This is a genomic window from Leptospira ellinghausenii (assembly GCF_003114815.1).
Classification (GTDB): Bacteria; Spirochaetota; Leptospiria; order Leptospirales; family Leptospiraceae; genus Leptospira_A; species Leptospira_A ellinghausenii.
This window is the reverse complement of record NZ_BFAZ01000009.1, coordinates 265,151-288,171: the sequence shown is the minus strand read 5'-3', so window position 1 is coordinate 288,171 and position 23,021 is coordinate 265,151. Positions and strand designations below refer to the sequence as shown.

General features: G+C 38.1%; 25 protein-coding genes. 10 read left to right on the top strand and 15 right to left on the bottom strand.

The window, feature by feature from the left end; genetic code table 11:
- Nucleotides 1–23: 23 nt before the first annotated feature.
- Both carA and DI076_RS09810 read right to left on the bottom strand, forming a co-directional pair.
- On the bottom strand, nucleotides 24–1,109 hold the full coding sequence (gene carA / locus DI076_RS09815; protein WP_108959737.1) for a glutamine-hydrolyzing carbamoyl-phosphate synthase small subunit: 1,086 nt from the start codon (nucleotides 1,107–1,109) through the stop codon (nucleotides 24–26).
- 46 nt (nucleotides 1,110–1,155) lie between these two features.
- Nucleotides 1,156–1,629: a hypothetical protein gene (locus DI076_RS09810; RefSeq protein ID WP_245918361.1), complete on the bottom strand. Its 474-nt coding sequence runs from the start codon at nucleotides 1,627–1,629 to the stop codon at nucleotides 1,156–1,158.
- A gap of 270 nt (nucleotides 1,630–1,899) precedes the next feature.
- Between DI076_RS09810 and DI076_RS09805 the strand changes: the two genes are divergently transcribed.
- A complete protein-coding gene (locus tag DI076_RS09805; RefSeq protein ID WP_108959735.1) occupies nucleotides 1,900–2,802 on the top strand; it encodes a porin OmpL1 in 903 nt (300 codons plus the stop codon).
- 79 nt (nucleotides 2,803–2,881) lie between these two features.
- Here DI076_RS09805 and DI076_RS09800 read toward each other — a convergent pair whose 3' ends face one another.
- Genes DI076_RS09800 through DI076_RS09785 form a run of 4 tightly spaced genes read right to left on the bottom strand, consistent with a single transcriptional unit; the run spans nucleotide 2,882 to nucleotide 5,926 of the window.
- The gene (locus tag DI076_RS09800) at nucleotides 2,882–3,196 is read right to left on the bottom strand and encodes a 4a-hydroxytetrahydrobiopterin dehydratase (protein WP_108959734.1); all 315 of its coding nucleotides are present in this window, start codon (nucleotides 3,194–3,196) and stop codon (nucleotides 2,882–2,884) included.
- The gene (locus DI076_RS09795) at nucleotides 3,168–4,082 is read right to left on the bottom strand and encodes a DMT family transporter (protein ID WP_108959733.1); all 915 of its coding nucleotides are present in this window, start codon (nucleotides 4,080–4,082) and stop codon (nucleotides 3,168–3,170) included. Before DI076_RS09795 ends, DI076_RS09800 begins: the two co-directional genes overlap by 29 nt.
- Nucleotides 4,072–4,785: a uracil-DNA glycosylase gene (gene ung, locus DI076_RS09790; protein ID WP_167396523.1), complete on the bottom strand. Its 714-nt coding sequence runs from the start codon at nucleotides 4,783–4,785 to the stop codon at nucleotides 4,072–4,074. The genes DI076_RS09795 and ung overlap by 11 nt, the downstream gene beginning before the upstream one ends.
- Nucleotides 4,712–5,926, bottom strand: a complete 1,215-nt coding sequence (locus DI076_RS09785) for a hypothetical protein (protein WP_108959732.1) — start codon at nucleotides 5,924–5,926, stop codon at nucleotides 4,712–4,714. Before DI076_RS09785 ends, ung begins: the two co-directional genes overlap by 74 nt.
- Before the next feature lie 43 nt (nucleotides 5,927–5,969).
- On the opposite strand from DI076_RS09785, the gene DI076_RS09780 reads away from it, so the two are divergent.
- Nucleotides 5,970–6,884, top strand: a complete 915-nt coding sequence (locus DI076_RS09780) for a DMT family transporter (protein ID WP_108959731.1) — start codon at nucleotides 5,970–5,972, stop codon at nucleotides 6,882–6,884.
- Between the two features lie 51 nt (nucleotides 6,885–6,935).
- Here the strand turns inward: DI076_RS09780 and DI076_RS09775 are convergent, their stop codons facing one another.
- Together DI076_RS09775 and DI076_RS09770 are read right to left on the bottom strand one after the other, a co-directional pair.
- Nucleotides 6,936–7,994: an AI-2E family transporter gene (locus DI076_RS09775; RefSeq protein WP_108959730.1), complete on the bottom strand. Its 1,059-nt coding sequence runs from the start codon at nucleotides 7,992–7,994 to the stop codon at nucleotides 6,936–6,938.
- Complete coding sequence (locus DI076_RS09770) at nucleotides 7,991–8,512, bottom strand: cyclic nucleotide-binding domain-containing protein (RefSeq protein WP_108959729.1); 522 nt, start codon at nucleotides 8,510–8,512, stop codon at nucleotides 7,991–7,993. The genes DI076_RS09775 and DI076_RS09770 overlap by 4 nt, the downstream gene beginning before the upstream one ends.
- Nucleotides 8,513–8,570: 58 nt before the next feature.
- Here DI076_RS09770 and bioD point away from each other — a divergent pair, with 58 nt between their 5' ends.
- Genes bioD through serB form a run of 7 tightly spaced genes read left to right on the top strand, consistent with a single transcriptional unit; the run spans nucleotide 8,571 to nucleotide 15,153 of the window.
- Nucleotides 8,571–9,263: a dethiobiotin synthase gene (gene bioD / locus DI076_RS09765; protein ID WP_108959728.1), complete on the top strand. Its 693-nt coding sequence runs from the start codon at nucleotides 8,571–8,573 to the stop codon at nucleotides 9,261–9,263.
- Nucleotides 9,253–10,581 carry an adenosylmethionine--8-amino-7-oxononanoate transaminase gene (gene bioA, locus DI076_RS09760; protein ID WP_108959727.1) on the top strand — a complete coding sequence of 443 codons (1,329 nt, stop codon included), beginning with the start codon at nucleotides 9,253–9,255 and terminating at the stop codon, nucleotides 10,579–10,581. Before bioD ends, bioA begins: the two co-directional genes overlap by 11 nt.
- Before the next feature lie 57 nt (nucleotides 10,582–10,638).
- Nucleotides 10,639–11,694, top strand: a complete 1,056-nt coding sequence (bioB, locus tag DI076_RS09755) for a biotin synthase BioB (protein ID WP_108959726.1) — start codon at nucleotides 10,639–10,641, stop codon at nucleotides 11,692–11,694.
- 59 nt (nucleotides 11,695–11,753) lie between these two features.
- Nucleotides 11,754–13,301: an MFS transporter gene (locus tag DI076_RS09750; protein ID WP_245918360.1), complete on the top strand. Its 1,548-nt coding sequence runs from the start codon at nucleotides 11,754–11,756 to the stop codon at nucleotides 13,299–13,301.
- Between the two features lie 24 nt (nucleotides 13,302–13,325).
- Nucleotides 13,326–13,505 (top strand): hypothetical protein, encoded by a 180-nt coding sequence (locus DI076_RS09745; RefSeq protein ID WP_002975048.1) that lies wholly within the window; start codon nucleotides 13,326–13,328, stop codon nucleotides 13,503–13,505.
- Nucleotides 13,483–14,250, top strand: coding sequence for a GDSL-type esterase/lipase family protein (locus tag DI076_RS09740; protein ID WP_108959725.1), 768 nt, complete (start codon nucleotides 13,483–13,485; stop codon nucleotides 14,248–14,250). Before DI076_RS09745 ends, DI076_RS09740 begins: the two co-directional genes overlap by 23 nt.
- Before the next feature lie 3 nt (nucleotides 14,251–14,253).
- Nucleotides 14,254–15,153: a phosphoserine phosphatase SerB gene (gene serB / locus DI076_RS09735; protein ID WP_108959724.1), complete on the top strand. Its 900-nt coding sequence runs from the start codon at nucleotides 14,254–14,256 to the stop codon at nucleotides 15,151–15,153.
- Here the strand turns inward: serB and mutS are convergent.
- The 5 genes from mutS to DI076_RS09710 all read right to left on the bottom strand — a co-directional run bounded on the left by mutS (nucleotide 15,124) and on the right by DI076_RS09710 (nucleotide 21,086).
- The gene (mutS, locus tag DI076_RS09730; RefSeq protein WP_108959723.1) at nucleotides 15,124–17,646 is read right to left on the bottom strand and encodes a DNA mismatch repair protein MutS; all 2,523 of its coding nucleotides are present in this window, start codon (nucleotides 17,644–17,646) and stop codon (nucleotides 15,124–15,126) included. The two genes, serB and mutS, sit on opposite strands and share 30 nt — an antisense overlap.
- Complete coding sequence (locus DI076_RS09725; RefSeq protein ID WP_108959722.1) at nucleotides 17,630–18,262, bottom strand: phosphoribosylanthranilate isomerase; 633 nt, start codon at nucleotides 18,260–18,262, stop codon at nucleotides 17,630–17,632. Before DI076_RS09725 ends, mutS begins: the two co-directional genes overlap by 17 nt.
- A 16-nt stretch (nucleotides 18,263–18,278) precedes the next feature.
- Nucleotides 18,279–18,899: a TetR/AcrR family transcriptional regulator gene (locus DI076_RS09720; protein ID WP_108959721.1), complete on the bottom strand. Its 621-nt coding sequence runs from the start codon at nucleotides 18,897–18,899 to the stop codon at nucleotides 18,279–18,281.
- 62 nt (nucleotides 18,900–18,961) lie between these two features.
- Nucleotides 18,962–20,170, bottom strand: a complete 1,209-nt coding sequence (locus DI076_RS09715) for a glutamate ligase domain-containing protein (protein WP_108959720.1) — start codon at nucleotides 20,168–20,170, stop codon at nucleotides 18,962–18,964.
- A 25-nt stretch (nucleotides 20,171–20,195) separates the two neighbouring features.
- Nucleotides 20,196–21,086, bottom strand: a complete 891-nt coding sequence (locus DI076_RS09710; RefSeq protein ID WP_108959719.1) for a shikimate dehydrogenase family protein — start codon at nucleotides 21,084–21,086, stop codon at nucleotides 20,196–20,198.
- Nucleotides 21,087–21,160: 74 nt separating this feature from the next.
- Here DI076_RS09710 and DI076_RS09705 point away from each other — a divergent pair, with 74 nt between their 5' ends.
- The gene (locus DI076_RS09705) at nucleotides 21,161–21,505 is read left to right on the top strand and encodes a hypothetical protein (RefSeq protein WP_012387849.1); all 345 of its coding nucleotides are present in this window, start codon (nucleotides 21,161–21,163) and stop codon (nucleotides 21,503–21,505) included.
- Here DI076_RS09705 and DI076_RS09700 read toward each other — a convergent pair.
- On the bottom strand, nucleotides 21,413–22,255 hold the full coding sequence (locus DI076_RS09700; RefSeq protein WP_108959718.1) for a glycosyltransferase family 2 protein: 843 nt from the start codon (nucleotides 22,253–22,255) through the stop codon (nucleotides 21,413–21,415). The two genes, DI076_RS09705 and DI076_RS09700, sit on opposite strands and share 93 nt — an antisense overlap.
- A 7-nt stretch (nucleotides 22,256–22,262) precedes the next feature.
- On the bottom strand, nucleotides 22,263–22,961 hold the full coding sequence (locus tag DI076_RS09695) for a histidine kinase (RefSeq protein WP_100716302.1): 699 nt from the start codon (nucleotides 22,959–22,961) through the stop codon (nucleotides 22,263–22,265).
- Nucleotides 22,962–23,021: the final 60 nt, after the last annotated feature.

Sequence of the window (23,021 nt, the reverse complement as noted above, 5' to 3'; positions counted from 1 at the left end):
GTGCCCCCTCAATTTAACAAAGTTTAGGATTTTGAGGATTCTACCATAGTATAAAATTCTTGGAAATGGTAAGTTGAATCATGGGGACCAGGGCAAGCTTCTGGGTGGTACTGCACCGCCATAACAGGTAAACCTTTGGTTTTTAGGCCAGCAACTGTATTGTCAAAAAGATTGATCCGAGTGATGGGCATATCCGGAGAAGATTCACCTAACACATGGAAGCCATGGTTTTGTGAAGTGATTTCAATTTTTCCTGTTTCTTCATTTCGCACAGGGTGGTTCCCACCTCTATGACCAAATTTGAGTTTGGAAGTCTTTTTTCCCAGTGCAAGGCCAATGATTTGGTGGCCAAGACAAATCCCAAACAATGGTTTTTTTGCATCCATGATCGTTTTTGCTGATTGGATTGCATAATCTAATGGGGCAGGATCACCCGGGCCATTGGATAAGAAAAAAGCATCAAAACCATCTTTCAATAAATCCTCAGCTTTTGTTTTGGCAGGGAATACATGAACATTAAACCCAGCGGAATCAAGTAAACGTAAGATGTTACGTTTGATTCCGAAATCATAAACTGCTAGTTTGAATTTGCTTGGAGAATGTGCACCAAATACATACGGTTTTTCACATGTTACCACTTGAGCAAGGTCTTGGCCTTCCATACTCGGAGCATTTTTGACAGCTTCTAAAAAGGAATCTTCATACGTTTCACTGATAAAAATACCACAGTTCATGGCACCTGAATTGCGAATAATGCGCGTTAGTTTGCGGGTGTCAATCCCTTCGATGGCAGGCACTCCAAATCGGATTAAAAAATCACTGAGTGTTTCTTTGGATTGGAAATTGGAAGGTCGTTTGACATACTCTTTGACAATGAGACCAGAAGCTTGGATTCGATCTGATTCCATGTCGTCTGGGTTAATTCCGTAGTTCCCAATCATAGGGTAGGTAAGTGTGACAAGTTGACCTTTGTAGGAAGGGTCAGTTAGAATTTCCTGATAGCCCGCCATGGAGGTATTAAACACTACCTCGCCGATCGAATTCTTATTTGCACCGAAGGATCGGCCTTTCATGACCGTTCCGTTTGCTAAAACCAAAAAAGCCTGCATCAAATCCATTCCAAAGAATCATGCCAGGCTTGCGAACAAAAATTCATCAATCTTTTACATAATAACGTTTGATCCTGTCATACCTGTATTCCCCATCGATGGAGACGGTTTTCAATTGAGAAAGGGCATCTGCCATTTCCTTTGCTTCCATAGGACTAATTGTGAGGTAAAACCTCCTTCCTCTGACGAGATATACAATTTGCCCTGTTGTTGGATCTGCCTCTACCACCTGGCCCTGGAGGGTTTTGGTTTGGGAGGAACGACTGGGAGAATTCACTTGGTACTTTTGGAACACATGTGGTTTGCCCACGCAGAGCCAAGTATCGGAAGTGGGTGTACTTTGTGTCGCTTTCCCTTCTACGTGAAGGTTTCCTTTTTGTTTATTCCCAAAACTAAGGGACATGGTATCAGGATCACAATGGATGGTTCGTTCCCGTAAGTTAGTAGAATCTAAAAAGACAAAATGTGAGTTCTCACCTTCTGATTCCCAACTCAACAATTCGCCTGAAAAACGAATCACCTTTCTCTCTTTCGCAAATAGAGTGGTAGAAAAAAGAACAAAAAGCCAAAGGAATCTGCAAATAAGAAAAAGTTGTTTAGACCGGGTTAGACTCATTCGAAATTCCACATTTAACACAATTTTCGAGAAGATTTAACAATTTTATTTGACAAATCTTATGAGAAGCACTAGTTTCATTGCAATTGTCGGTATGAACGACTGCTCACAGTATTCGTTTGTCCGCAGGAATGAAAAAAATTCAGGAAACACTCACTAAGGAGTAATCATCAAATGCTGAAATCTCTACGCTTTGGAATGATGGGGTTCTTACTTATGTGCTTGGCTGGCAGCCTTAGCGCACAATCTGGTCCTCGTTCTTATTTTATGATCGGTCTTGGTATGCAATTTGACCTTGCACAACTCGGCGGAACAATTACGAAAGATGGTCTAGATTCTAGAAACCCACAATTGAGCGGAACTGGTGCTCCAACTGGTTCACTTCAAAAAGCTATTTATGCTGAAAACACTCTAATCAGTTTGAAACGAACAACTGGTGGTGCTGTTGGTGCAAAAACAAGCGGAGCTATGGTTGGTGGTAACGTAAACGTCGGTTACGAAAAAGAAGGAGTCTTCGGAGTTCCAAGTCTTTTTTGGAGAATCAACGTGAACTATACTACGAAAATCTCTGGTGGTGAAACATCTTCCACGGTTATGGGATACAAATGGTTAGACCAAGAGTGGCAATACACTGCTTGGACAGTTCCTACTTATTTAGGGATTAAATTATACAATGCTGCAAATGACACTGCTGTTTACGTCGGAGCAGGGGTAAACTACTTCCACGGATGGTGGGGAGTTTCTGGAACCATCAATAACCCAGGACTCCAAACTTTCGCGCCTGGAGTTTTAGGACCTGGTGGATCACTTCTTAGCGATGCTCCAAACCCTGGAATCAACAAAGAAAACGTACGTTTTGGTGCACACGGTTTTGGTTTAAACTGGCTTGTGGGTGCGCAAACAAAAGTAACTGACAAAGGTCACCTTTTCTTCGAATTAGAAACGATCCTTTCTGCAGGAATGGGCGTTGGTGGAGTTGCATCGGTTGGAGGAGCTTCCGCTCTTGCACCTTGGGTAGCTTACCCAGTGGTAATCGGTGGACAAACTTACCGCGTAGGTTACAAAATCGAAATTTAATCAGTTAATCACTGTTTAAGGAAAAAGCCGGTGTTGGATTCCAACTCCGGTTTTTTTTGTCCACAAACCCATCCGCTTTTTACAAAAACTCGTTTGTATTCTCCATTAAAATTCGAATCAATTCCAAATCTTTGGAAGTGATCGCATTTGTCTCATGTGTAAATAATTTAAGTCGGACTTTGTTATAAACATTCCAAATTTCTGCATGGTGGTCTAACGATTCCGATACGAATGCAAGTTTTGTTAAAAACAAAAATGCACTCGTAAAGGAAACAAATGAATGCTCAAAACTAAGATAAGAGAGTGTTTGTTCCTTTGTATACTTCCATTGAGGAAAATCCTTTAAGAAAGTTTCAATTGTTTCTTCATTCAATATTTGATTCGGTTGTTTCATTCTGTTTAGACTTCCTTTTATGGAATACAATTAAATACAAACCAAGTAAAATGAGAGTACCACCACCTAGTTTTTGTATGTCGATCGGTTCATTCATAAAAAATATACCAACAAACATCAAAAAAATTGGTTCAATGAGAAGAGTGGCATTTAGTTTACTGATAGGTAAATAATTATGTGCTTCAAAGTAAAAAGCTCTTCCTAAAAAATAACCAAGTAATGAACAGACCCCAAGGATAAATACGACTGAAAATTTAGGTACTAAAAAAGACCCGATACTAAGTGAATAAAAAAAGAAAAACACACATAACAACAATAAACGTAAGTAGGCATATTCTAAACCGAAAATTTCAGGGATGAATTTTTTAATTAAATAACTTTGAATCGCAAACAAAAAAGCACTGACCAGTATACAAATTGCTGCGAGCCAATGGATTTGACCCTCTAAGGTTGAGATGAAATATATTCCAAACATGGAAATGATGATCCCAAAGGTTTCTCTATATTTTAAGTTCTCACCAAGGAAAACAACTCCTAGTAAAACATTGTACAATACGGTTGTTTTGATGAGAATTGCCGCGGGTCCTAAGTCAGTTTGTTTTAAAGCATAATAGTATAAGATAATTCCCATGGCATTGGATAAAGTCCCAATGAGTAAAATTTTCCCATCTCGTTTAAACGTTAACATTACTTTTTTTCGGCGATGTGTTGAAGTCAGAAAATAAGGACTCACCACCAAAAAGGCAAATCCAACACCGAATAAGGCAGCCATTTCAGGAGATAAACTATATCTTCGAAATACTTCTTTAAAACCGATGACTTCAAATGCGAAGAAAACTCCGGTTAAAAATACAAAAAAATAGCCCTTTTTTTCATTACCAGTCAATGGTTTCTTTTCCTATTGATTTTAAGTATTCATTCGTTTTCGAAAAATGACGGTTCCCCAAAAAACCACGGTAAGCAGAAAGTGGAGAAGGGTGTGCTGATTTTAGCACCAAGTGTTTGTTTGGTGGGATTAAAATTTCCTTTTTTTGTGCAAAGGATCCCCATAGTAAAAAAACTAAATTTGATTTTTGATTTGCTAAGATATGGATCACTGCATCTGTAAATTCTTCCCAACCTTTGTTTTGGTGGGAACCTGCTTTGTCTTTTTCAACCGTGAGTGTTGCATTCAGTAAAAACACTCCTTGTTTGGCAAGGTAAGTTAAATTGCCAGACTTTGGGATTGGTTTTTTCGTATCATCTTGGATTTCTTTGAAAATGTTTTGGAGAGAAGGAGGAAACGGAACACCATCCAATACAGAAAAACAAAGTCCATGAGCTTGTCCTGGTCCATGGTAAGGGTCTTGGCCAATGATTACCACTTTTACCTGATCAAAAGGGCATAAATCAAATGCATTGAATATATACTTGGCAGGAGGGTAGACAATTTTGGTTTTGTATTCGTCTCTTACCCATTCCCGTAATTTTGTAAAATAAGGTTTTGCAAATTCTGCTTGTAAAACCTCTTTCCAACTAGATTCTATTTGAACGTCTTTCAGGTTTTCCCTCCGAATGAAAGAATAACACGCGTAAATCGATGCCTCCATGAGTTACATGAATAGTTTTTTTCGTAAATGCCCGCAAGTCCTTCATACATTCACTCCACTTTTCTTCTGTTGGGCATAGGATATAACCAATGAGAGGAATTTCATTTTGTAAGACTTGGGAAAGTTCTCCAAGTCGTTTTCCAATTTTTGAATATAACTTTTCATCAGGACCAATCCTTTCATTTTTTCGATACCCATATGGTGGATTCAAAGGTAAAAAATAATGAGTAGAGGATTCTTTCCCTTCTGGAAAAACGGGAAATGTTTTTAAAAAGTCGGAAATAGTATGGTCAATGGTATCAACATGGATCCATTTTCTCCAATGGTCCATTTCCTTTTGCCAATAGGGTTCAAGGGCTGGATCTGTATCCTGGATGACCATTGGCGTGAGTTTTAAATTTGTATTTAAAGAATCTCGTTTTTTGAGGAAATGTTCCCATGATTTTGTAGGGAATAAATTCAACTTTTTCCATACCAAATCTCTAGGGAGAATTAAATAAGGAATTTTTTCTTCGGCTAATCGCCATTCGGTGGCAAATGTCATTGTTCCTGCAAACGGAATGTAAACAAGTTGAACACTTTCTTTTGGGATGGAAAAAATTTGAAAACATTGCTCAGTTAAAATGTGAGCTAAGTCCTCTGGGATGGGTGCACTTGTGGGAAAATTTGCTTTGATTCCTCTTTTGTAACCAGGTTCCCCTAACACGGATAGAGTGACAGTGACTTCTTCCTCAAAAAAACTGATGTGTAAGTTTTGTTTGATTTCATAAAACTTAGTTTCTAGATCAGTAAACAGCGGTTTTGCGATATTTACTGCTTCTGTTAGGATGCGGTCCCATTCTTCGTCTCGTCTGTCTGCTGACATGTCCCAATCATTGGTCCTGGCTATCACAAGACGAAGGTCTCGAATGAAATAACCATTGAATAAAAGATACGTGATTTGGTGAGGGTTTACATTTTCAATTTTGATTTTTTCCGAAAATACACGGACATTGGCTTCTGGTTGGTTGGGGAGAGGGACATGGTCTAAAATTTCTTTTACCTTTTCTCCCACCCAAGTCGAAGTCCCCGGAGGGAAGTATAATTCCCAAGTTAATGGAGTTCCCAACTGAGGTTTTCTGATTTTAAATTTCCAATTCATCTTTTCCTTGCTATCCGTATTTCCCTAGAAAGATTGACCTTACATGTCTAGGATCTTCACTCCAGAACTGTTTTTGGTGATTGCCGCCATTCTTTGGGGTGGAACGTTTGTGGTCATCAAACTTGCGCTTGATTCGGTTCCTCCTTTTTTATTTTTAGCAGTTCGATTTTCCGTTGCTGGTTTCATCACATTATTACTCTATCGGAAAACCTTATTTTCCAAAGCAAATCGACGATTGGATTACATTCTCCCTGCTTTTTTTGTCGCCTGTTCAGCCTTACTTGGGTATGCATTTCAAACCATTGGGCTTGTTTACACTTCAGCAACCCAATCAGGATTTATGACAGGTGCATACGTGATTTTTGTGCCATTACTACAAATTGCCATCGAACGAAAATTACCATCTCTACGAACATGGATAGCGGTTGTGATTGTAGTGATCGGATTGTTTTGTATTTCACAAAATGGTAAAACCTTTGATGAGTTCCGAGGTGACTTGGGATTTGGGCTTGGTGATGGTCTCACTTTAATAGGAGCGTTTTTTTTTGCTGTCTATATCATTCTCATCGATATTTTCACGAAAAAAATTCCATCTCAGATTTTAGTATCGTTTGAAATTTTACTGATAGCGATTGTCTCTAGTTTTCTTTTTCCTGTTGAATCCATATTTTTAAAACAAACCATCAATGTTCAATTTGATTTAAAATTCTGGATAGGTATCATATATACATCTGTGTTTGCAACAATCTTCACAACACAAATCCAAACAAGGTACCAAAAGGCAGTTTCTCCTGCGAGGGCAGGGTTACTCTATAGTTTGGAACCAGTGTTTTCGTTTTTCTTGGCTTATCTTGTGTTAGGTGAAAGACTCGGTACGATCGGCGCCATTGGTTCCTTTCTCACATTATTTGGGATTTTGTTCTCAGAAATGGGTAAGTGGAACAAACGAGAAGAGTGAATTTTGGACGAAGCCAAAATTCCTTCCTCTCTCGTATCCTAAGATAGAATTTTAAATGATTTGGTGTTCCTTTAGCGCATGGTACAAAATGCCAATGGTCACTTTTAAAATCGATAAAACGGGAATGGCTAATAACATTCCAAAAATACCAAAAAAGTTTCCACCAACTGCAATTCCAATGAGGATCGCAAGTGGGTGTAACGATACAGCATTTGCAATCACAACAGGTTGGACTATCGCATTGTCGACCAATTGAGCTACAATGACAACGAATGCAATGGAACCTATGGAAGGTGACATTTCTGGAAACAAAATGGCAAATAAGATGGGAGGGATGGCACCAACTAACGGACCTAAGTAAGGTATCGAATTGGCAACTCCTAAAAATATTCCAAACAGAACAAAGAATTTCACACCCACAATATAAAATCCAAGAGAAGCAACGACTGCCATGATTCCACATTGGATCACTAAACTCTTTAAATAACTTGTGATCTGTTGGTTCATACGATAAAAAACCATAAGAAACATTTCAAAAAAACGATTGGGGATAAAACTAATCATTGTTTTGTAGATTAGGTTTGCATCAAGTAACAAAAAGAAACTAATGATAGGAATGATGATCATCCAACTGATAAATGTTGGGATCATTACAACAATTCCTCGTAAAAATTCTTCTAAGTTATTGGTAGTAAGTTTCGCAATCTCTTCTGGATTGATTATTTTTTTCCATAATTCCGGATTTTTAGAAACAACAGGAAGTTTTGTAAAATCGAGCAATTGGAAGTTTGGATCATCCATTTTTGTGGACCATTCCGAAACTATTGGTTGTGCTTTTTCAAACAAGTTAGGCAAATAAAATGCTAAAAACCAATATGCTCCAGCAATCAAAATAGAAAAGATTATGATGATCGTGAATGCCCTATGGATCCCTCTCGATTCAAAGTAATCTACAACTCCATGGAAAATATAAAAATGAATTCCTGAAATGAGAAGTGGAATTGCTAAAAATTTTACACCCACAATACCAATTAAAACAGTTAATGCAATTAGCCCAAAAAAGGCAGATCGTAAAACTAGTGATGATATACTATTTTCTTTAAAGATCATTTAGGTTTATTCTTTTTACTTTTAAAGTAAGCTGATTCTAATGTATCATTCGTTTTGCGAAGTCTATCAGCAATGATCGATGCAAAACTAAGCAGTAAATCGTTTCCAACTCTCGGTTTTGTTTCTAATAACGTTTTTAACTCTGGTTGGAAAAAGCCAAGTAAAATGGAATCAACAAGTGCAACAGCAGTAGCTGACCGTGGAAAATCTTGGAAAAGAGCAAGTTCACCAAAAAAAGCACCTTTTTCGAGTTCGGCGAGCTTTAAAGTCACTCCTTCTCGTTCAGAAAAAATTTCAACTTTTCCCTGTAAAATCAGATAAACTCCCGTTCCAGCTTGTCCCTGAAAAAAGATGGTTTCACCTGCATAATACTTTCGTTTATGGATGAGCCTTGCTACTTCACGAAGTGTCCTCCGTGACATACCTTCAAAGATTGCAGTTTCACGTAAAAAATGTGAAATCTCTGTGATGGGGTTATCATCGCGTTTGAGAATGGATTTCCAAAGGGGAAGTTGCATATTGCCTCTTCTATATAAATCGGATAGACGAGGCCTGGAATTGATAAAACTTGCTCTTATGGGACAAGCTTTTTATGTAACGGGGACCGGAACGGACGTAGGCAAAACATTTTTTTCCTCTCTCTTTATGGCAAAATATGCTAAAAAGTATGGTTTTCGGTATTGGAAACCCATCCAAACAGGGACCATCAGTGCAGACGATACAAGTTTTGTCCAAAACACAACCCATTTGCCTGATATGCATTTTCTAAAGCCCGGTTTTGAGTTTAAAACACCAGCAAGCCCTCATTACGCGGCACGGTTGGAAGGCCAATCCATCGACCCAAAAACGCTTTTGTCTTTGATTTCCAAAGAAAGAAATAACAATACACTGATTGAAGGTGCAGGGGGAGTGTTCGTCCCCATAACTGAAAATTATCTAACCATACGTGCCATTCAGGAATCCAATTTAGGAGTGGTTGTGGTTGGTTCCACAGAACTTGGAACCATCAACCATACACTCTTAACATTGGAAGTATTAACATCTAGGTTTATTCCTGTGTATGGATTTTATTTAGTGGGTCCAAAGAATGAACTACAAGAAGATAATGCGACCATGATACAAAAATTAGGTGGAGTTTCTCTTTTAGGTATCACAAACTTTCCTGATCAAAAATTATCTTCTGATGAATTTAACACCTTTGCCTCTACCCATTTTGATTTAGACCGAAATGTGATTGATGTTGTATTAAATGCTGAAGATGAAATTTAATCCAGTTACTACCAATACTTGGGTTCCACTTACAATCCAAGATGAATCAGAACCCCTATTAAACATTGTTTCCGCTGAGAACGAATTTGTAACGGATGAAGATGGAAATGTTTGGATTGATGCCATCTCCAGTTGGTGGACGATGATTTATGGTCATAGACATCCTCGGCTCATCTCTGCTTTACAAAACCAATTACAAACATTGGATCATGTGATGCTTGCTGGCAACATACATGAAAGTGCTGAAAATTTAGCGAAATCATTATTAGAACTTACAAATTTTGATTTTAAAAAAGTGTTTTATTCGGATAACGGATCAAATGCGATTGAAATTGCTTTAAAATTATCAATCCAATATTACCAAAATCATCCTGATTTTAAAGCTCGATCTGAGTTTATCGTTTTTTCCAATTCTTATCATGGAGATAGCATTGGGGCAATGAATGTATCTGGAAAAAATTACTTCAATCGTATTTTTTCAGAGTTAAGATTCCCAACAAAGGAGTTCCCAGCGCCCAACTGTATGAACTGTCCATGGGGGAAACAACCTACGAATTGTGATACAGAATGTTTGGCAGATTTAGAACTTTCGATCAAACAAAATGAATATGCAGGAATCGTGATTGAACCTTTGGTATTTGGTGCCAATGGAATGTTGTTTTATGACAAAAAGGTTTTAACCAAACTGAGAGACTTAGCAACGAGTACAGACACTTTGCTGATCTTTGACGAAGTGTTTACAGGCATGGGAAAATTGGGAGAACCGTTTGCTTACCAGAAGGCGGAAGTGGTTCCAGATTTACTGATTTTAGCCAAAGGACTTACAGGTGGAATGTTGCCTCTTGCAACAACCCTTGTCTCTGATTTTATTTATAAACAATTTCTTTCAAAAGATCCATACAAGTCATTTTTTCATGCACATACCATGACAGGGAATGCACTTGCATGTAGCGTTGGTTATACGTCCGTTTCTATGTTACAAGAATTTGGTCTAACAAAAGTAAGGGAATTGGAAAAAAAACTAAATCTATATGCAATTTCCTTCCAAAAAAAAATGGGTACGTCAGTTGAAAATGTCCGAGTGATGGGTGGAATTTTTGCATTTGAATGGAAGGAACCTGTTGCCCATGACGAGTACTTAAATCCCATCGGAAAACAAATCAAAAACTCCCTTCGGAATTTTCATATTTTACTCAGACCTTTGGGACGAACCATTTACATCACTCCTCCCTATACCATTTCAGACCCTTCTCTTGAAAAAATATTTTTGGCACTGGAAACGACACTTCTTGGATTTTTAGAACCAGAAAAAGACTAACTCCTTACCTCCATTTTCTTCGTTTACAGAGTCACGCTCAGAAAAGATTTTGTTTTCATGATCGCAACTATCCAAGAAAAAACGACCTCTTCCTCTCCCTCCATCATATCCGAGGAAGAAGCCCTCCAAATTTTAAAAGGAGAGGTTCCCTTTTTGCCTATCGTCGCAAAAGCTTCGGAAGAACGATTCCGTCATTTCAGCAATAAAGTTCGCATTCATATTTTAGATAACATCAAAAACGGATATTGCCCAGAAGATTGTGGTTACTGCGCGCAAAGAAAGGGTGGAGAATCAGGGATCCAAGAGTATTCCTTAAAATTACCTGAAGAAATTTGGGAAGATGCCAAAAAGGCAAAAGAAAACGGTGCGTATCGTTTTTGTATGGTCACATCAGGCAGAGGACCAACCGACAAAGCTGTCGACAAACTAGCGGAAACCATTTCCAAAATCAATGGTGAATTGGGAATGAAGGTTTGTCTTTCTGCGGGAATCCTTGATGCCAAAAAAGCAAAAACGTTAAAAGACGCTGGTCTTGATCGTTACAATCATAATCTCAATACATCTGAATCCAAATACAATGAAATTTGTTCCACTCATACCTTCCAAGACCGACTAACTACACTTAAGGCAGCTAAAGAAGCAGAGATTGGACTTTGTTCAGGGATCATTGTGGGTATGGGTGAAGCATTGGAAGACATCGTACAAGTTGCGTTTGAACTCAAACGACTTGGTGTGATCTCCATTCCTGTGAACTTTTTTATCCCCATCAAAGGTCATGCCATCCAAAAGTCACCACTCACTCCTGAGTTTTGTATCAGAGTGTTGTCTGTGTTCCGTTTGGTGAATCCAGACTCTGAAATCCGAGTTGGTGCAGGTCGCGAAGGGCATTTGGGTTCCTTACAGTCAATTGCATTGTATGTTGCCAATTCCCTTTTTGCTGAAGGTTATTTGAATGTAAAAGGAAGTGAGATGGAACAAACAATGAATCTCATTCGTGATTGTAATATGGTCCCAGAATTTACAGAAGGAATCCCAGAAGGTTGGGAAGACTACGAGTCAAAGTTTTTATACGACGAGAAAAACTTTCCAGAACTCTATAAACACAAAAAGTAGTTTGCCTTTTTCACTTTTGGCGGTATCATGCTCCTACTTTACCGCCTCTAGTGATACACATGCAAAAACCGTCTTTACCATTTGGAAAACAAATTAGTTATGCGGTAGGCCAACTTGGTTGGTCTACACTCATCAACATCATTGGCCTACACCAAGTTTATTTTTACCTACCTCCAGCTCCGAAACCCGGACAGGAGTGTTTCCCGGATCTAATTGAAAAAATGGCGTTTTGGGGCCTTTCCACCATCGGTGTGGTAGCTGCCATTGGCCGTTTGTGGGATGCATTCACTGACCCACTCATTGCGAACTCTTCCGATCGTTTTTCTTCACGATTTGGAAGGAGAATTCCCTTTTTGTTTCTGGGTGGAATCCCTTCTGCCGTCTTTTGTTGGTTAATCTTTGTTCCACCACATAACTTCGTCTCTTCGACGAACTTGGTTTGGATGACGAGTTTTATGTTGCTCTTCTATCTATTTTTAACAGTGTATGTCACACCATTTTTTGCACTCATCCCTGAGCTTGGACATACTCCCGAAGAACGACTCAATTTATCCACTTACATCTCAGTTACTTATGCATTAGGGATCATTGTTGCCTCCACAGAGCCTATGATTGCTAATGTTTTACAATCGAGTTTTGTTTTTGATCCAGATGCTTCTGTGCAAACTCTTGTCGCAAGGCAATATGCTTTGGGTATCCTATGTATCTTTGCTGCGATTTGTATGTATTTCCCCGTATTTACCATCCACGAAAAAACATACTGTGAATCTGAGGCATCAAGTGTTCCATTTAAGGAAGCACTTGTCCTCACATTCAAAAACAAAAACTTTTTGTATTTTGCACTTTCTGATTTGTGTTATTTCCTCGCACTCACCATTCTCACAACCGGTATTTCTTACTACGTAACAGTACTATTGGAATTGGAAAGGGAGTTTGTCACACAACTTCTCACTGTAATGTTACTCGTATCATTTGCCTTTTACCCTGTTGTCAATTTTGTCGCACGGAAAATTGGGAAAAAGAGAACTGTTCTCATTGGATTTTACACTTTCCTAGCTTTATTTTTATCCATCTATTTTATTGGGAAAAACAGTTTGCCATTGTCCCCGTATATCCAAGGTTATATGATCGTAGCAGTTGCTGCCATACCAATTGCAATCCTTGGTATATTACCAAATGCAATATTAGCAGATATTGCTGAACTTGATTCTTTAAAAACAGGTTCCAAACGAGAAGGCCTCTTTTATGCAGGAAGGACTTTTATGCAAAAACTAGGACAAACACTTGCCGTATTAATCTTTAGTTCTGTGATTTTGCTTGGGCTTGACCGTGATTCTAAAAAACAAGTTTCTCCTAGCGTAACAGGAATCATTGCTCCATCTGTGTCCGAATCTAAGTCAGAACTGAAAAAAAATAGTGAGTCTGAGGCAAAAATAAGTATGGAATCTACCATTTGTAAAGTCGAAGAAGTAGAAGCTGGTGGGGAACTGGGAGTTCGATTGACAGGACCTCTCGCTTCTGCATTCTGTTTACTTGCAATTTTTCTCTTTGGAAAATACAAAGAGGATGAAACTTTAGAAGAGATTGCAAAGATACGTGGAAATTAAATCCTGGTTTTTGGAGCTATTCAGATGAGATATCGCATTGAGACAACCAAGTTAAAGAACGGGTATATCGAAGCCAAACTCATCGAAACAACCACAAATAACCCGATTGAATTTCGGATTTGTGACACGGAAGAATATGCGCAGGCCCAAATCAAAGATTGGCAAAAGCGCTTCCGAATGAATGAACCGCAAGAACAGGATTAAATTCTTCCTTCGATGGGGTGTTTCGATCACCCTAGTTTTGAGTGTTACAAATTGTAAAACCACCTCAAAACGAGATTACTTTGACTCTAACTTCCAGTGTTTTGCAGAGCCGGGTTGGCGCGATGATGTTAATTTTAAAAAATACATCGAAAAGGCCTGGCTCCCAACACGTTTGTTATACGCAGAAGACAATACTAAAATCAAACATTCGGAAATTGTTTTTACTGGTGATAGTTTGGTACATTTGTTTTTACCAGAACTAATGGTGAAAGAGTTTCCAGGCAAATCCGTCACCAATCGTGGGATAGGTGGTGATATGACAGAAACCTTACTCACTCGTATCGATGAGGACGTGTTACGATTAGAGCCGAAAACTGTTGTGATTGAAATTGGTGGAAACGATTTTATCCAAGGCAAATGTTTGAGTCTTGTGCAAAATAATCTACTTATGATCATCAAAAAAATCCATTCTCATAACCACCAAACTAGGATTTTTCTCATTGCAGTTCCGCCAACTCGTGTGAAGGAATTGAATCAAATTGTTCCTGTTTATAATTTATTTTTAAACCAAGTGGCTCGTACTACACAAAATGTAGAATACATAGAAGTTTGGGACATTATGCGAAAACCAGATGCACCAACTCTAAGTGAAGAATTCATTCGTCCGAATGGTGATAGTTTACATTTTAATGAAAAAGGATATGAACTTTGGGGTAAAAAACTGAGACCCTATTTACAAAAATAACGAATGAATTCAATCCTTCTTATTTCGCATAATCCCATTCCTAACAATCATATTTTCGATTCCTTCCAAGATGGTAAGGTTGATCCTTTTACATCCTCTGGTACAATCGATCCTAAAACTATTTCTCATTCGGAACGATACGGCCTTCACTCTGTTCGTATCCTTATAGAGGAATCCTGGAACCGAAACCAAATTGTTACAATTCGAGAAAGGTTTGCAAAATACAAAATAGATTTATTATACTTACCTTTCTTATTACCGACAAAACAAACATCTCTCTTTATATTTGATATGGATTCCACAGTCATAAGAGAAGAGGTGATCGATGAACTTGCTCGTAAACATGGAGTATTCGAAGAAGTAGCAAGTGTTACAAAAAGAGCGATGGAAGGGGGCATGGGATTTGATGAAGCCCTCCGTCTCAGAGTGAAACATTTGGCTGGTCTTTCGATTCAAAGTTTTAAAGAAGTGTATGATCTTTTGCATTTAAATGATGGAATGGAAACTGTATTCCAATTTCTTTCGTCAAACGGATGTAAGCTTGGAATTTTAAGTGGTGGTTTTAGTCCAGTTTTAGAATTATTCTCAAAAAAATACCCTGTTGATTTTTTTCGAGCCAATGGACTTGAAGAAAAGGATGGTTTTTTTACAGGCCAAATCGTTGGTGAGATCATCAATCGAGAGAAAAAAGAAGTGTACTTAAGAAAGTATGCGAATGAATTTTCAGTTCCCCTCGAACGTGTGGTTGCTGTAGGAGACGGAGCCAACGATGCTTTGATGTTAAATGCAGCAGGGATTGGGATAGGAATTCATGCCAAACAAGGATTGAAAGACCAAATCATCAATTGGATCGAATTTACAGATTTATCTGCTTTAGTTTTCCTCTTTGAGAGTTCTTTTTAATTCATCCAATATTGACAAAGCTTCTAGTGGTGGAATTTTGTTAGGGTCGAGCCCTGAAATTCGTTTTAGCACTTTCTCTTTGTTAGCCGATAATCCCTTAGTTTCTTTTTCAATTAAATTTCCGAACAAACTTGGTTCTTCGTTTTTGATTTTGATTTCGCGTTTTTTGGATTCGATTCCTGATAAAATTTCTTTCGCACGTTCCGATACGGATTCTGGAATGCCTGCCAATTTTGCGACGTAAATTCCAAAGGATTGTTTTGATTTTCCTCTTTTTACTTTTTTTAAGAATAAAATTTCACCATCTTTTTCAAAAGTATCTAAATAAAGATTAAAAATACCGGCACCTTTTTCGAGTTCCGTTAATTCATGGTAATGTGTAGCAAAAATGGTTTTTGGTTTCGGAAAATTTTTACTTAAGAATTCTAAGATGGCCCAAGCGATCGACAAACCATCATAAGTTGATGTTCCACGACCCACTTCATCAAAAAGGATCAAACTATTTTCCGTGAATTGGTTTAGGATTGTAGCTGTTTCTTTCATTTCTACATAAAAAGTAGACTCACCTTTAGTTAAGTTGTCACCTGATCCAATCCTTGTAAAAATACGATCCACGATGGATAAGGATGCTTTTTTAGAAGGAACATAGGAACCCATCTGAAAGAGAATTTGGTTAATGGCAATTTGGCGCATAAAAGTAGATTTACCCGCCATATTCGGACCCGTTAACACTGCGATTGCGTTTTCTTTTGGATTGAGTTCCAATGTATTAGGAACAAATCGTTCACCAATTGGTAAAAATGTTTCCACGACAGGATGACGAGATTCAATGTATTCAATGATTCCATCAGTTCTAATCTCGGGCCTTGTCCACTGGTATTCTTCTTTGGTTTCAGTTAGGGACAAATGGTAATCCAAAGATGCAACTTCATTGGATAGAGTTAAAAATGCTTCATAAAGTGAAATACATGTTGCCACCAAACGATCAAACACTTGTTTTTCGATTCGTTCAATGATTTCATCCGCTTGTAAGATGGCTCGTTCCAGTTCTTCGAGTTTAGGAGAAGTAAACCTTTCCCCTGTGACAAGAGTTTGTTTTTTTAAAAAATGAGAAGGGACATCTTTTGCTTGGGCTTTCGAAACTTCGATAAAGTAACCTAAGATTTTGTTGTAACGAATTTTTAAGCTAGAACAACCAGATTCTTTTTTCTCTTTTTCTTCAAGTTCCAAGATCCAATCTTTCCCTTTTTCTCGGGCTAGTATGGCATCATCATACTCACTATCAAAACCAGATTTTAGAAAAGGTGAGTTTCCTAAAAAAACAGGCAGTTCGCCATCAAAAAGGGTTTTTTGAAATTCTAATACTAGCACTTCTAAATCTTTTGGAAGTTTGGAAAAGTCATATCCAATTCCATCTAAAATTTCCTTCATGTGGCTGACAGCTGTTAAACTTCTTTCAATCCCACGAAAATCGCGAGGCAAAGCTTTCCCCACACGGAAACGTGTGATCACACGTTCTAAATCAATGAGATCCCCAAGTGATTCTTTGATTTTGATTCGTTCTTTTTTGTTCTGAGTTAAAATTTCAATTTTGTCCCAATGGTCTTTGATTTTTTTTTCATCCCTAGTCGGAAATAAGATCCTTTGTTTGAGGTACCGTTTTCCTGTAGCAGTGATACAACGATTGAGGACTCCAAATAGAGTGTGGTTTTTGTCGTTGGGATTTTCAACCAGTTCCAAATGGGAAACTGTTTGTTCGTCGAGGACTAAATATTCGCTTTCATCAATACGTCTTGGTGATTGGAAGACAAAGTTTTGATTTCTATAATTGTATTGCAAATATGCATCTAATACATGTACAACGGTATCGATTCCTGCTCCTTTTTTTTTGGGAAGGTATTCTTTTGGTATTTGGGATAGGATAATTTTGGATTCTTTTGCAAGGGGAGGGATTTCCTCTGTATAAATCATCTCCTTAGGAGAAAATCGTTTGATCGTATCCAAAATCCTTTCTTTTTCCGTTTCAGAAAAGTAAAAATAAACAAGTTCCGAAGTGGATACATCGGCAAACGCTAAGTAGACGGAAGATTTTTCCTTATAATACAAAGATAAATAATTATTCTGATAACCACCGAGTAAATTGTCTTCTACGACAGTTCCTGGTGTGATGATGCGCACAACTTCCCTTGACATAATTTTTGCTTTTGGGTCGTCAGGTTTTGTTTGTTCACATACTACGACTTTTTTACCAGCAGAGATCAGTCTTGAAATGTAACTCTCTGTGGCATGGTATGGAATTCCTGCCATTGGGATTTGGTTTTGCCTTTTGGTAAGTGTGATGTCTAAAATTTGTGCGGCAATTTTTGCATCATCCATAAACATTTCGTAAAAATCACCCATCCGAAAAAATACGATTCCATCTGGATGTTGTTCCTTTACTTCCAGATATTGGCGCATAACAGGAGTATTTAAAGCTTCATAAGTTTCGGACATTTTGTACCAATTCTTTGATTTTATTAGGATCTTTTTTGCCGTCTGTTTCCACTCCACTTGCTACATCGATTCCATAAGGTTTTAATGTATTCAGAGCTAACTGGACATTGTTTGGAGTGATACCTCCAGCAAGTAGATAAGGTCGTTTTACTTTGGTTACATATTCCCAAGGGAATATATGTCCACTGCCTCCACCGAGTCCTTTTTGAAAACTATCCAATATAACAAGAGGAGACTTAAGTTCTAATTCTTCGTCTGAATCGATGGGTGATTGGATTCGGATTGCAGGGAGTAATTGTTTTTGATTTGTGAAAGTTTCCCAAATTTCTTTTGTGAGAAAATGATCACCACGAATCAGTTGGACTAGGTCTGGCTTAAATTCTTTTGTGAGAGAAAGGATCTCTTCAGTGGAGTTTTCAAAAAATAAAAAAACAAGTTTTGGAAATCCTGGTAAGTGGCGGATGGAAAGTATTTCCTCTGCTATTCTTCGATTGATTCCACGAGGTGATTTGGGTGAAAAATTGAGACCAACAAAGTCCACACCGAGTTCGTGGCATAACTCAAGTGTGGCAAAATCTTTGATTCCACAGATTTTAATTTTGGTATCGGTTCCCATTGAGAACCAGATTGATTCAGTTCAAATCGGAGGCAATCGATCCTTTGTATCCAAAATGCAAAAATTTAAGGAAACTATCTTGGTAAACAAGCATGTCTTGTTTGGAAATCCCTTGTCTTACCATTTGGACAAAGATATTCAGGAAAAATGATAAGATGTTACGGACCACAAACTCATCTACTTCACCTTTATACGTTGGATTTTTTTGTTTGAAAGTTGAATATTGCTCAAAATTGATTTTAGTAAGTCTTGTGAGGACAGTTTCTGGAAATTCCTCCAAATGGGACCCTTGAGACTTTGTGAGGAGCAGGATAAAATCATCCCTGTTTGTATCCACATAATCCAGAGCGATGTGGAATCTTTCTCTCCACGTCTCATAACTGTCGTTAAACCTTTTTTCAAAATAATCGGGATGTGATACATAGGCGAATGCTTTCTCAAGTCCCGATAACACTGGCTGTAAGATCTCTGTCAGTAAGTGTTCTTTGTTTTCGAAGTAATTGTAGATATTACTCGTTGAGACCTTTGCTTTTTTGGCAATGGTTCGCATACTGGCTTTTTCAAAACCAAGTTGGATGAACTCTTCACGAGCTGCTTGTAGAATTTCTTTTCTAGTATGTTCTTTTGGAGTTTGCATAGTCCTGAACGATGTTTCCTAAAAGAACAATCTCGTTCAGGATTCATTTGTAAAGTCCAATTTTACATCTTTATTGTATTTTGTATTAAATTTGCCACAATTCCATAAAGTCGGAAACTTCCTAACACCAAAACCGGAATTTCGCCTTGGAATAAGGGAACTAACTCGGGATGGGAACTTTGTCTGATGGTTCTCTCATGGAGCCGCACTGTAGGGGCAGGGAAACGACCAAAACCCTCTCCTTCCCAAAGGATCAGGCTTTCTAGGTTTGGTTCAGGTAGGGCATTCAGAATCCCAGCCAGGTCTTTGTCGGGAAGGCTTCCCAGTACAACATGGAATTTTCTATGGTTTTTCGCAAATTCATGTGAGGTGGTGCGGATGGCATCTGGGTTATGGGAAGGGTCAAAAACGACAATTGGGGTGTTCGACAGGACTTCCATCCTTCCTTTCGGTTTTCGAATGGAAGTAAAAGGAATGTCGGAAACTGACGTTTGTTGTTCCTTCAGAATATTGGAAACGATACTTTTTGCATAAAGAAAATTAGTCTCCAAATAACTTTCTTTAGGTGGAACGGAAATCACATGGAGGGGAACTGTATCTTTTTTCGGCCGAGTGTGAAAAGATTCGGGTAGTGTTTCCACTTCTTCTTGAAACGCAAATAGAGACAAAGTTTTATCACTCGTAATGCCGAGTTTTTCTAGGCAAATGGCTTCTTTCGTGTTTCCTAAAATTTCAGAATGATCGAGTCCAATTTTGGTAAGGACAATATAGTCAGCTTCTACAAGTTTTGTGGCATCTAACCTTCCTCCAAGACCCGCTTCCCAAATTTCCACATCCAAAGTTTGTTCATGGAAAAATCGATACGCAAATACAGTGAGAAATTCGAAGTAAGACAAAGATTCATAACGTTTCAAATCTTCAAAAAAAAAGTTTTGGAAACAAAGATTTATATCCGCTATATTTGGAAGGGATGGTTCACCTTTTCTCACCAGTTGTAATCTTTCTAAAGGTGTGAGTAGGTGAGGTGAAGTATAGAGTCCAACATTGTGTCCTAATTTAGAGAATAAACAGGCTAAGTAGTGTGAGGTGGAACCTTTTCCATTTGTCCCAACAACACTGATCCTAATGGGTTTTGGTTTTTTTTGATCAAAGGAACTTTGTATATGTTCAAATACAGGTTTTAATCCATCGAGGGTGTAATTTTGGAAGACATTAAAATTTCTAGTTTTTTCAATGTTTTGCCTTTGGTTTAAAAACTCTATGAACTGCATTATAAACAAATAAGGGAGTTACTATTTATTTTCTATTTTTTAATTCTTTCAGTAAAATGGATTCCACTTTTTGGATCCACTTTTTCTTTAGAGTTTCGCCAGTAAAAAGTTCAAATTGTCTGATCCCTTGGTACAGTAACATATGATAACCAGGGATAATCTCTGCCTTTTTTTTCTTAGCTTCTTTTACAAGCTCAGTTTCCAAAGGGTTGTAAACAATGTCGAATAACGTGTGTTTTTTTGTAAAAAAATGAGAGTCTAAAATTGGTTCACCACCAACTCCTTTCATCCCCAGTGGTGTTGTATGGATGATGAGATCATACTCTTCTCTATTTTGTATCACTTCCTCTTTTGAAGGTTGTTCGAGCCATGCGGGATTTCCTAACGATTGTTCGATTTCATTTTTGGCTTCTTTGTTTCGGGCAAGAATGTGCACTTTTCGTTTGAAAGAATGTTGTTTGTGATTCCCTTCTAATTCTTTTGCGATGGCAAATAAAATCCCTTTGGCACTTCCACCACTCCCTAAGACCAAAATTTTTTTTTCAATTCCCGGATTGACCAAATCTGAATTCATTTGTTTGATCGACTCCAATGCTCCCGTACCATCTGTATTCACAGCACTGATTCCATTTCGGAAGAGAAGTGTATTGGATGCTGCCATTGTCTTTGAGGCTTCACAGACATCGGTTGCTTGCGTATACGCCCATTCTTTGAATGGTATCGTAACCGAAACTCCTTTGACACCTAAATCGAGGAGAGGTTTTAATCCGATTTGTTTCCAGTGTTCGTTTTCAAAAACAAGATACACTCCATCATAACCACTGAGTTTGAATAGAGTATTGTGGATCCAAGGGGATAGGGTATGGCCTAAGGGAAATCCCAATATGCCAAAGATCTCTGTGTGTTTTGAATACAAGGAAAACCTCTTTTTTTATCTTATGGACTAAACAATGGCTTACCGAAAATAGGTAATAGACAGGTACAAGACCAATGATTTCATTACCGCTTGCCGCACCATCAGAACCATGGACAATTCTCGTTGATATTTTATTCTTTTTTCTCGCATCCGCAGCCTGTGCCTATTATTTTTATTATTACAAACGAAAAGACCTACTAGGAAAGTTTTGGGGATCCACATTTGTAGCAGGGATTGGGGCTTTGATTGTATTTGCTACCTTACAAACATACATCAGAGACATCATCATGTGGCTCATGTCACCGAAAATTGGATCAACACAATTATCAAACGTGAATTTGGTCGCTATTTTTCTTGGTGGATTTTTTGCTCTCTACATCATGAATCGAATCAACCATAATAAAGAAAGAAGGGACTGAGTTCGATTTCTCATACAACTTCAAATACTTCAAAAAATTATAATAAAACCCAAGGAGAGCAAGGACAAAACCTTGTTTTCCATCTAGGATTCCCAGTCGAATCCAATACATATAAAATCCTTTAAAACATCCTTTTAAGAAAGCCCAAAAAACTGAAGATCGTTTTCCTTTTCTAAATTCTTCTTCTGCAAACAAACTTGAATAACGATCTATAAACTTTAAATGATCTGAAATGTTTTTGTAAGAATAATGGAAAAGTGGATTTTTTAACCTTGATGGTTTCCCATTGAGTTTTACCCTTTCATGCACCAAACCACCGCTAAACTGTCCTTCTGATTTTTGGAACAAACGCATTTGGTAATTTGGATAATAACCGCCAAATCGAATCCATTTGCCTAAATAATAGGTAAGCCTGGGGACGAGATATCCCTTTGTTTCTAAAGGAAGTTTTGAAAAAAGAAAAAGAATTTCTTCTTTTAGTTTAGGGGAAACAACTTCGTCAGCATCGATGGCAAGGACCCAATCATGTTTTGTTTTTGTGATCGCAAAGTTTTTTTGGTCAGCATAGTTTTGAAACTCATGATGGTAAACACGTGCACCAAATGATTTAGCGATCTTCACAGTATCATCAGTGGAACCTGAATCCACGACAACGATATCTTCGATGAAGGAAATCGCTTGGAGCGTACGACTGAGATTGTCTTCTTCGTTTAAGGTGATGATGGTACAAGAAAGGGGAATTGATGTCATTGAGAGGTTAATTAGAATCGCGTTGGGAAATAAACTTTTCCGTTAAAGGTATTTCCAATCTTGCAATGGTGGAATCTTCGCCAATGATGATTCTAAAAAAATTAGGATCAATCCCTTCCCCTTTTAACATGATGAGAATGAGCGCAAGACCAAGTCCGGCACCTTCTGATGTATCAGCATTGTCGATATAAAACTGAGCGATATCATCATACATCATACCTTTTTCCAATCGTTCTCGTATCGATTTTTCTTCTTCTTTGGCAATGGGTGTATTATTGATCACTTCAATGATGATACCATCATCGTTGTATTTAAAGTTAATGAGGCAGTAATATCCTTTTTTTTTGGCTTTGATCCCAAACTCGTTCGACATTTCTTCCGAAAACATCTCCCGGTATTCCCGAACCCCTCTTGCATATTCGGAAGGGTTTAACATACTATAACCCCTTTCTTCAAAAAAGACCCGTTTTTGGTTGGCCTTACAAGCATTGATGGCGAGTTCTTTGATGATGGTGTAGAGAGTGGGAACAAGGGTAGGGTAAGTGAGTCTGTCCAAGATGAGGCCTACGGCCTCCTTGATGTGTTCCTCGACGGATTTGGAGACCCGATGGGTCTTTAGCGAGAGAATTTTCCCGTTTTCGATATGTAATTTGATGTGATCAGAAATCTCGCTTGTTTCCTTTCCCATACCCGAAATCTTTTCCATTCTAGTCCTTACTGTCAAGGTACTAAGACCGCTAGCATGAAAAACCGCAGGCTTCTATCC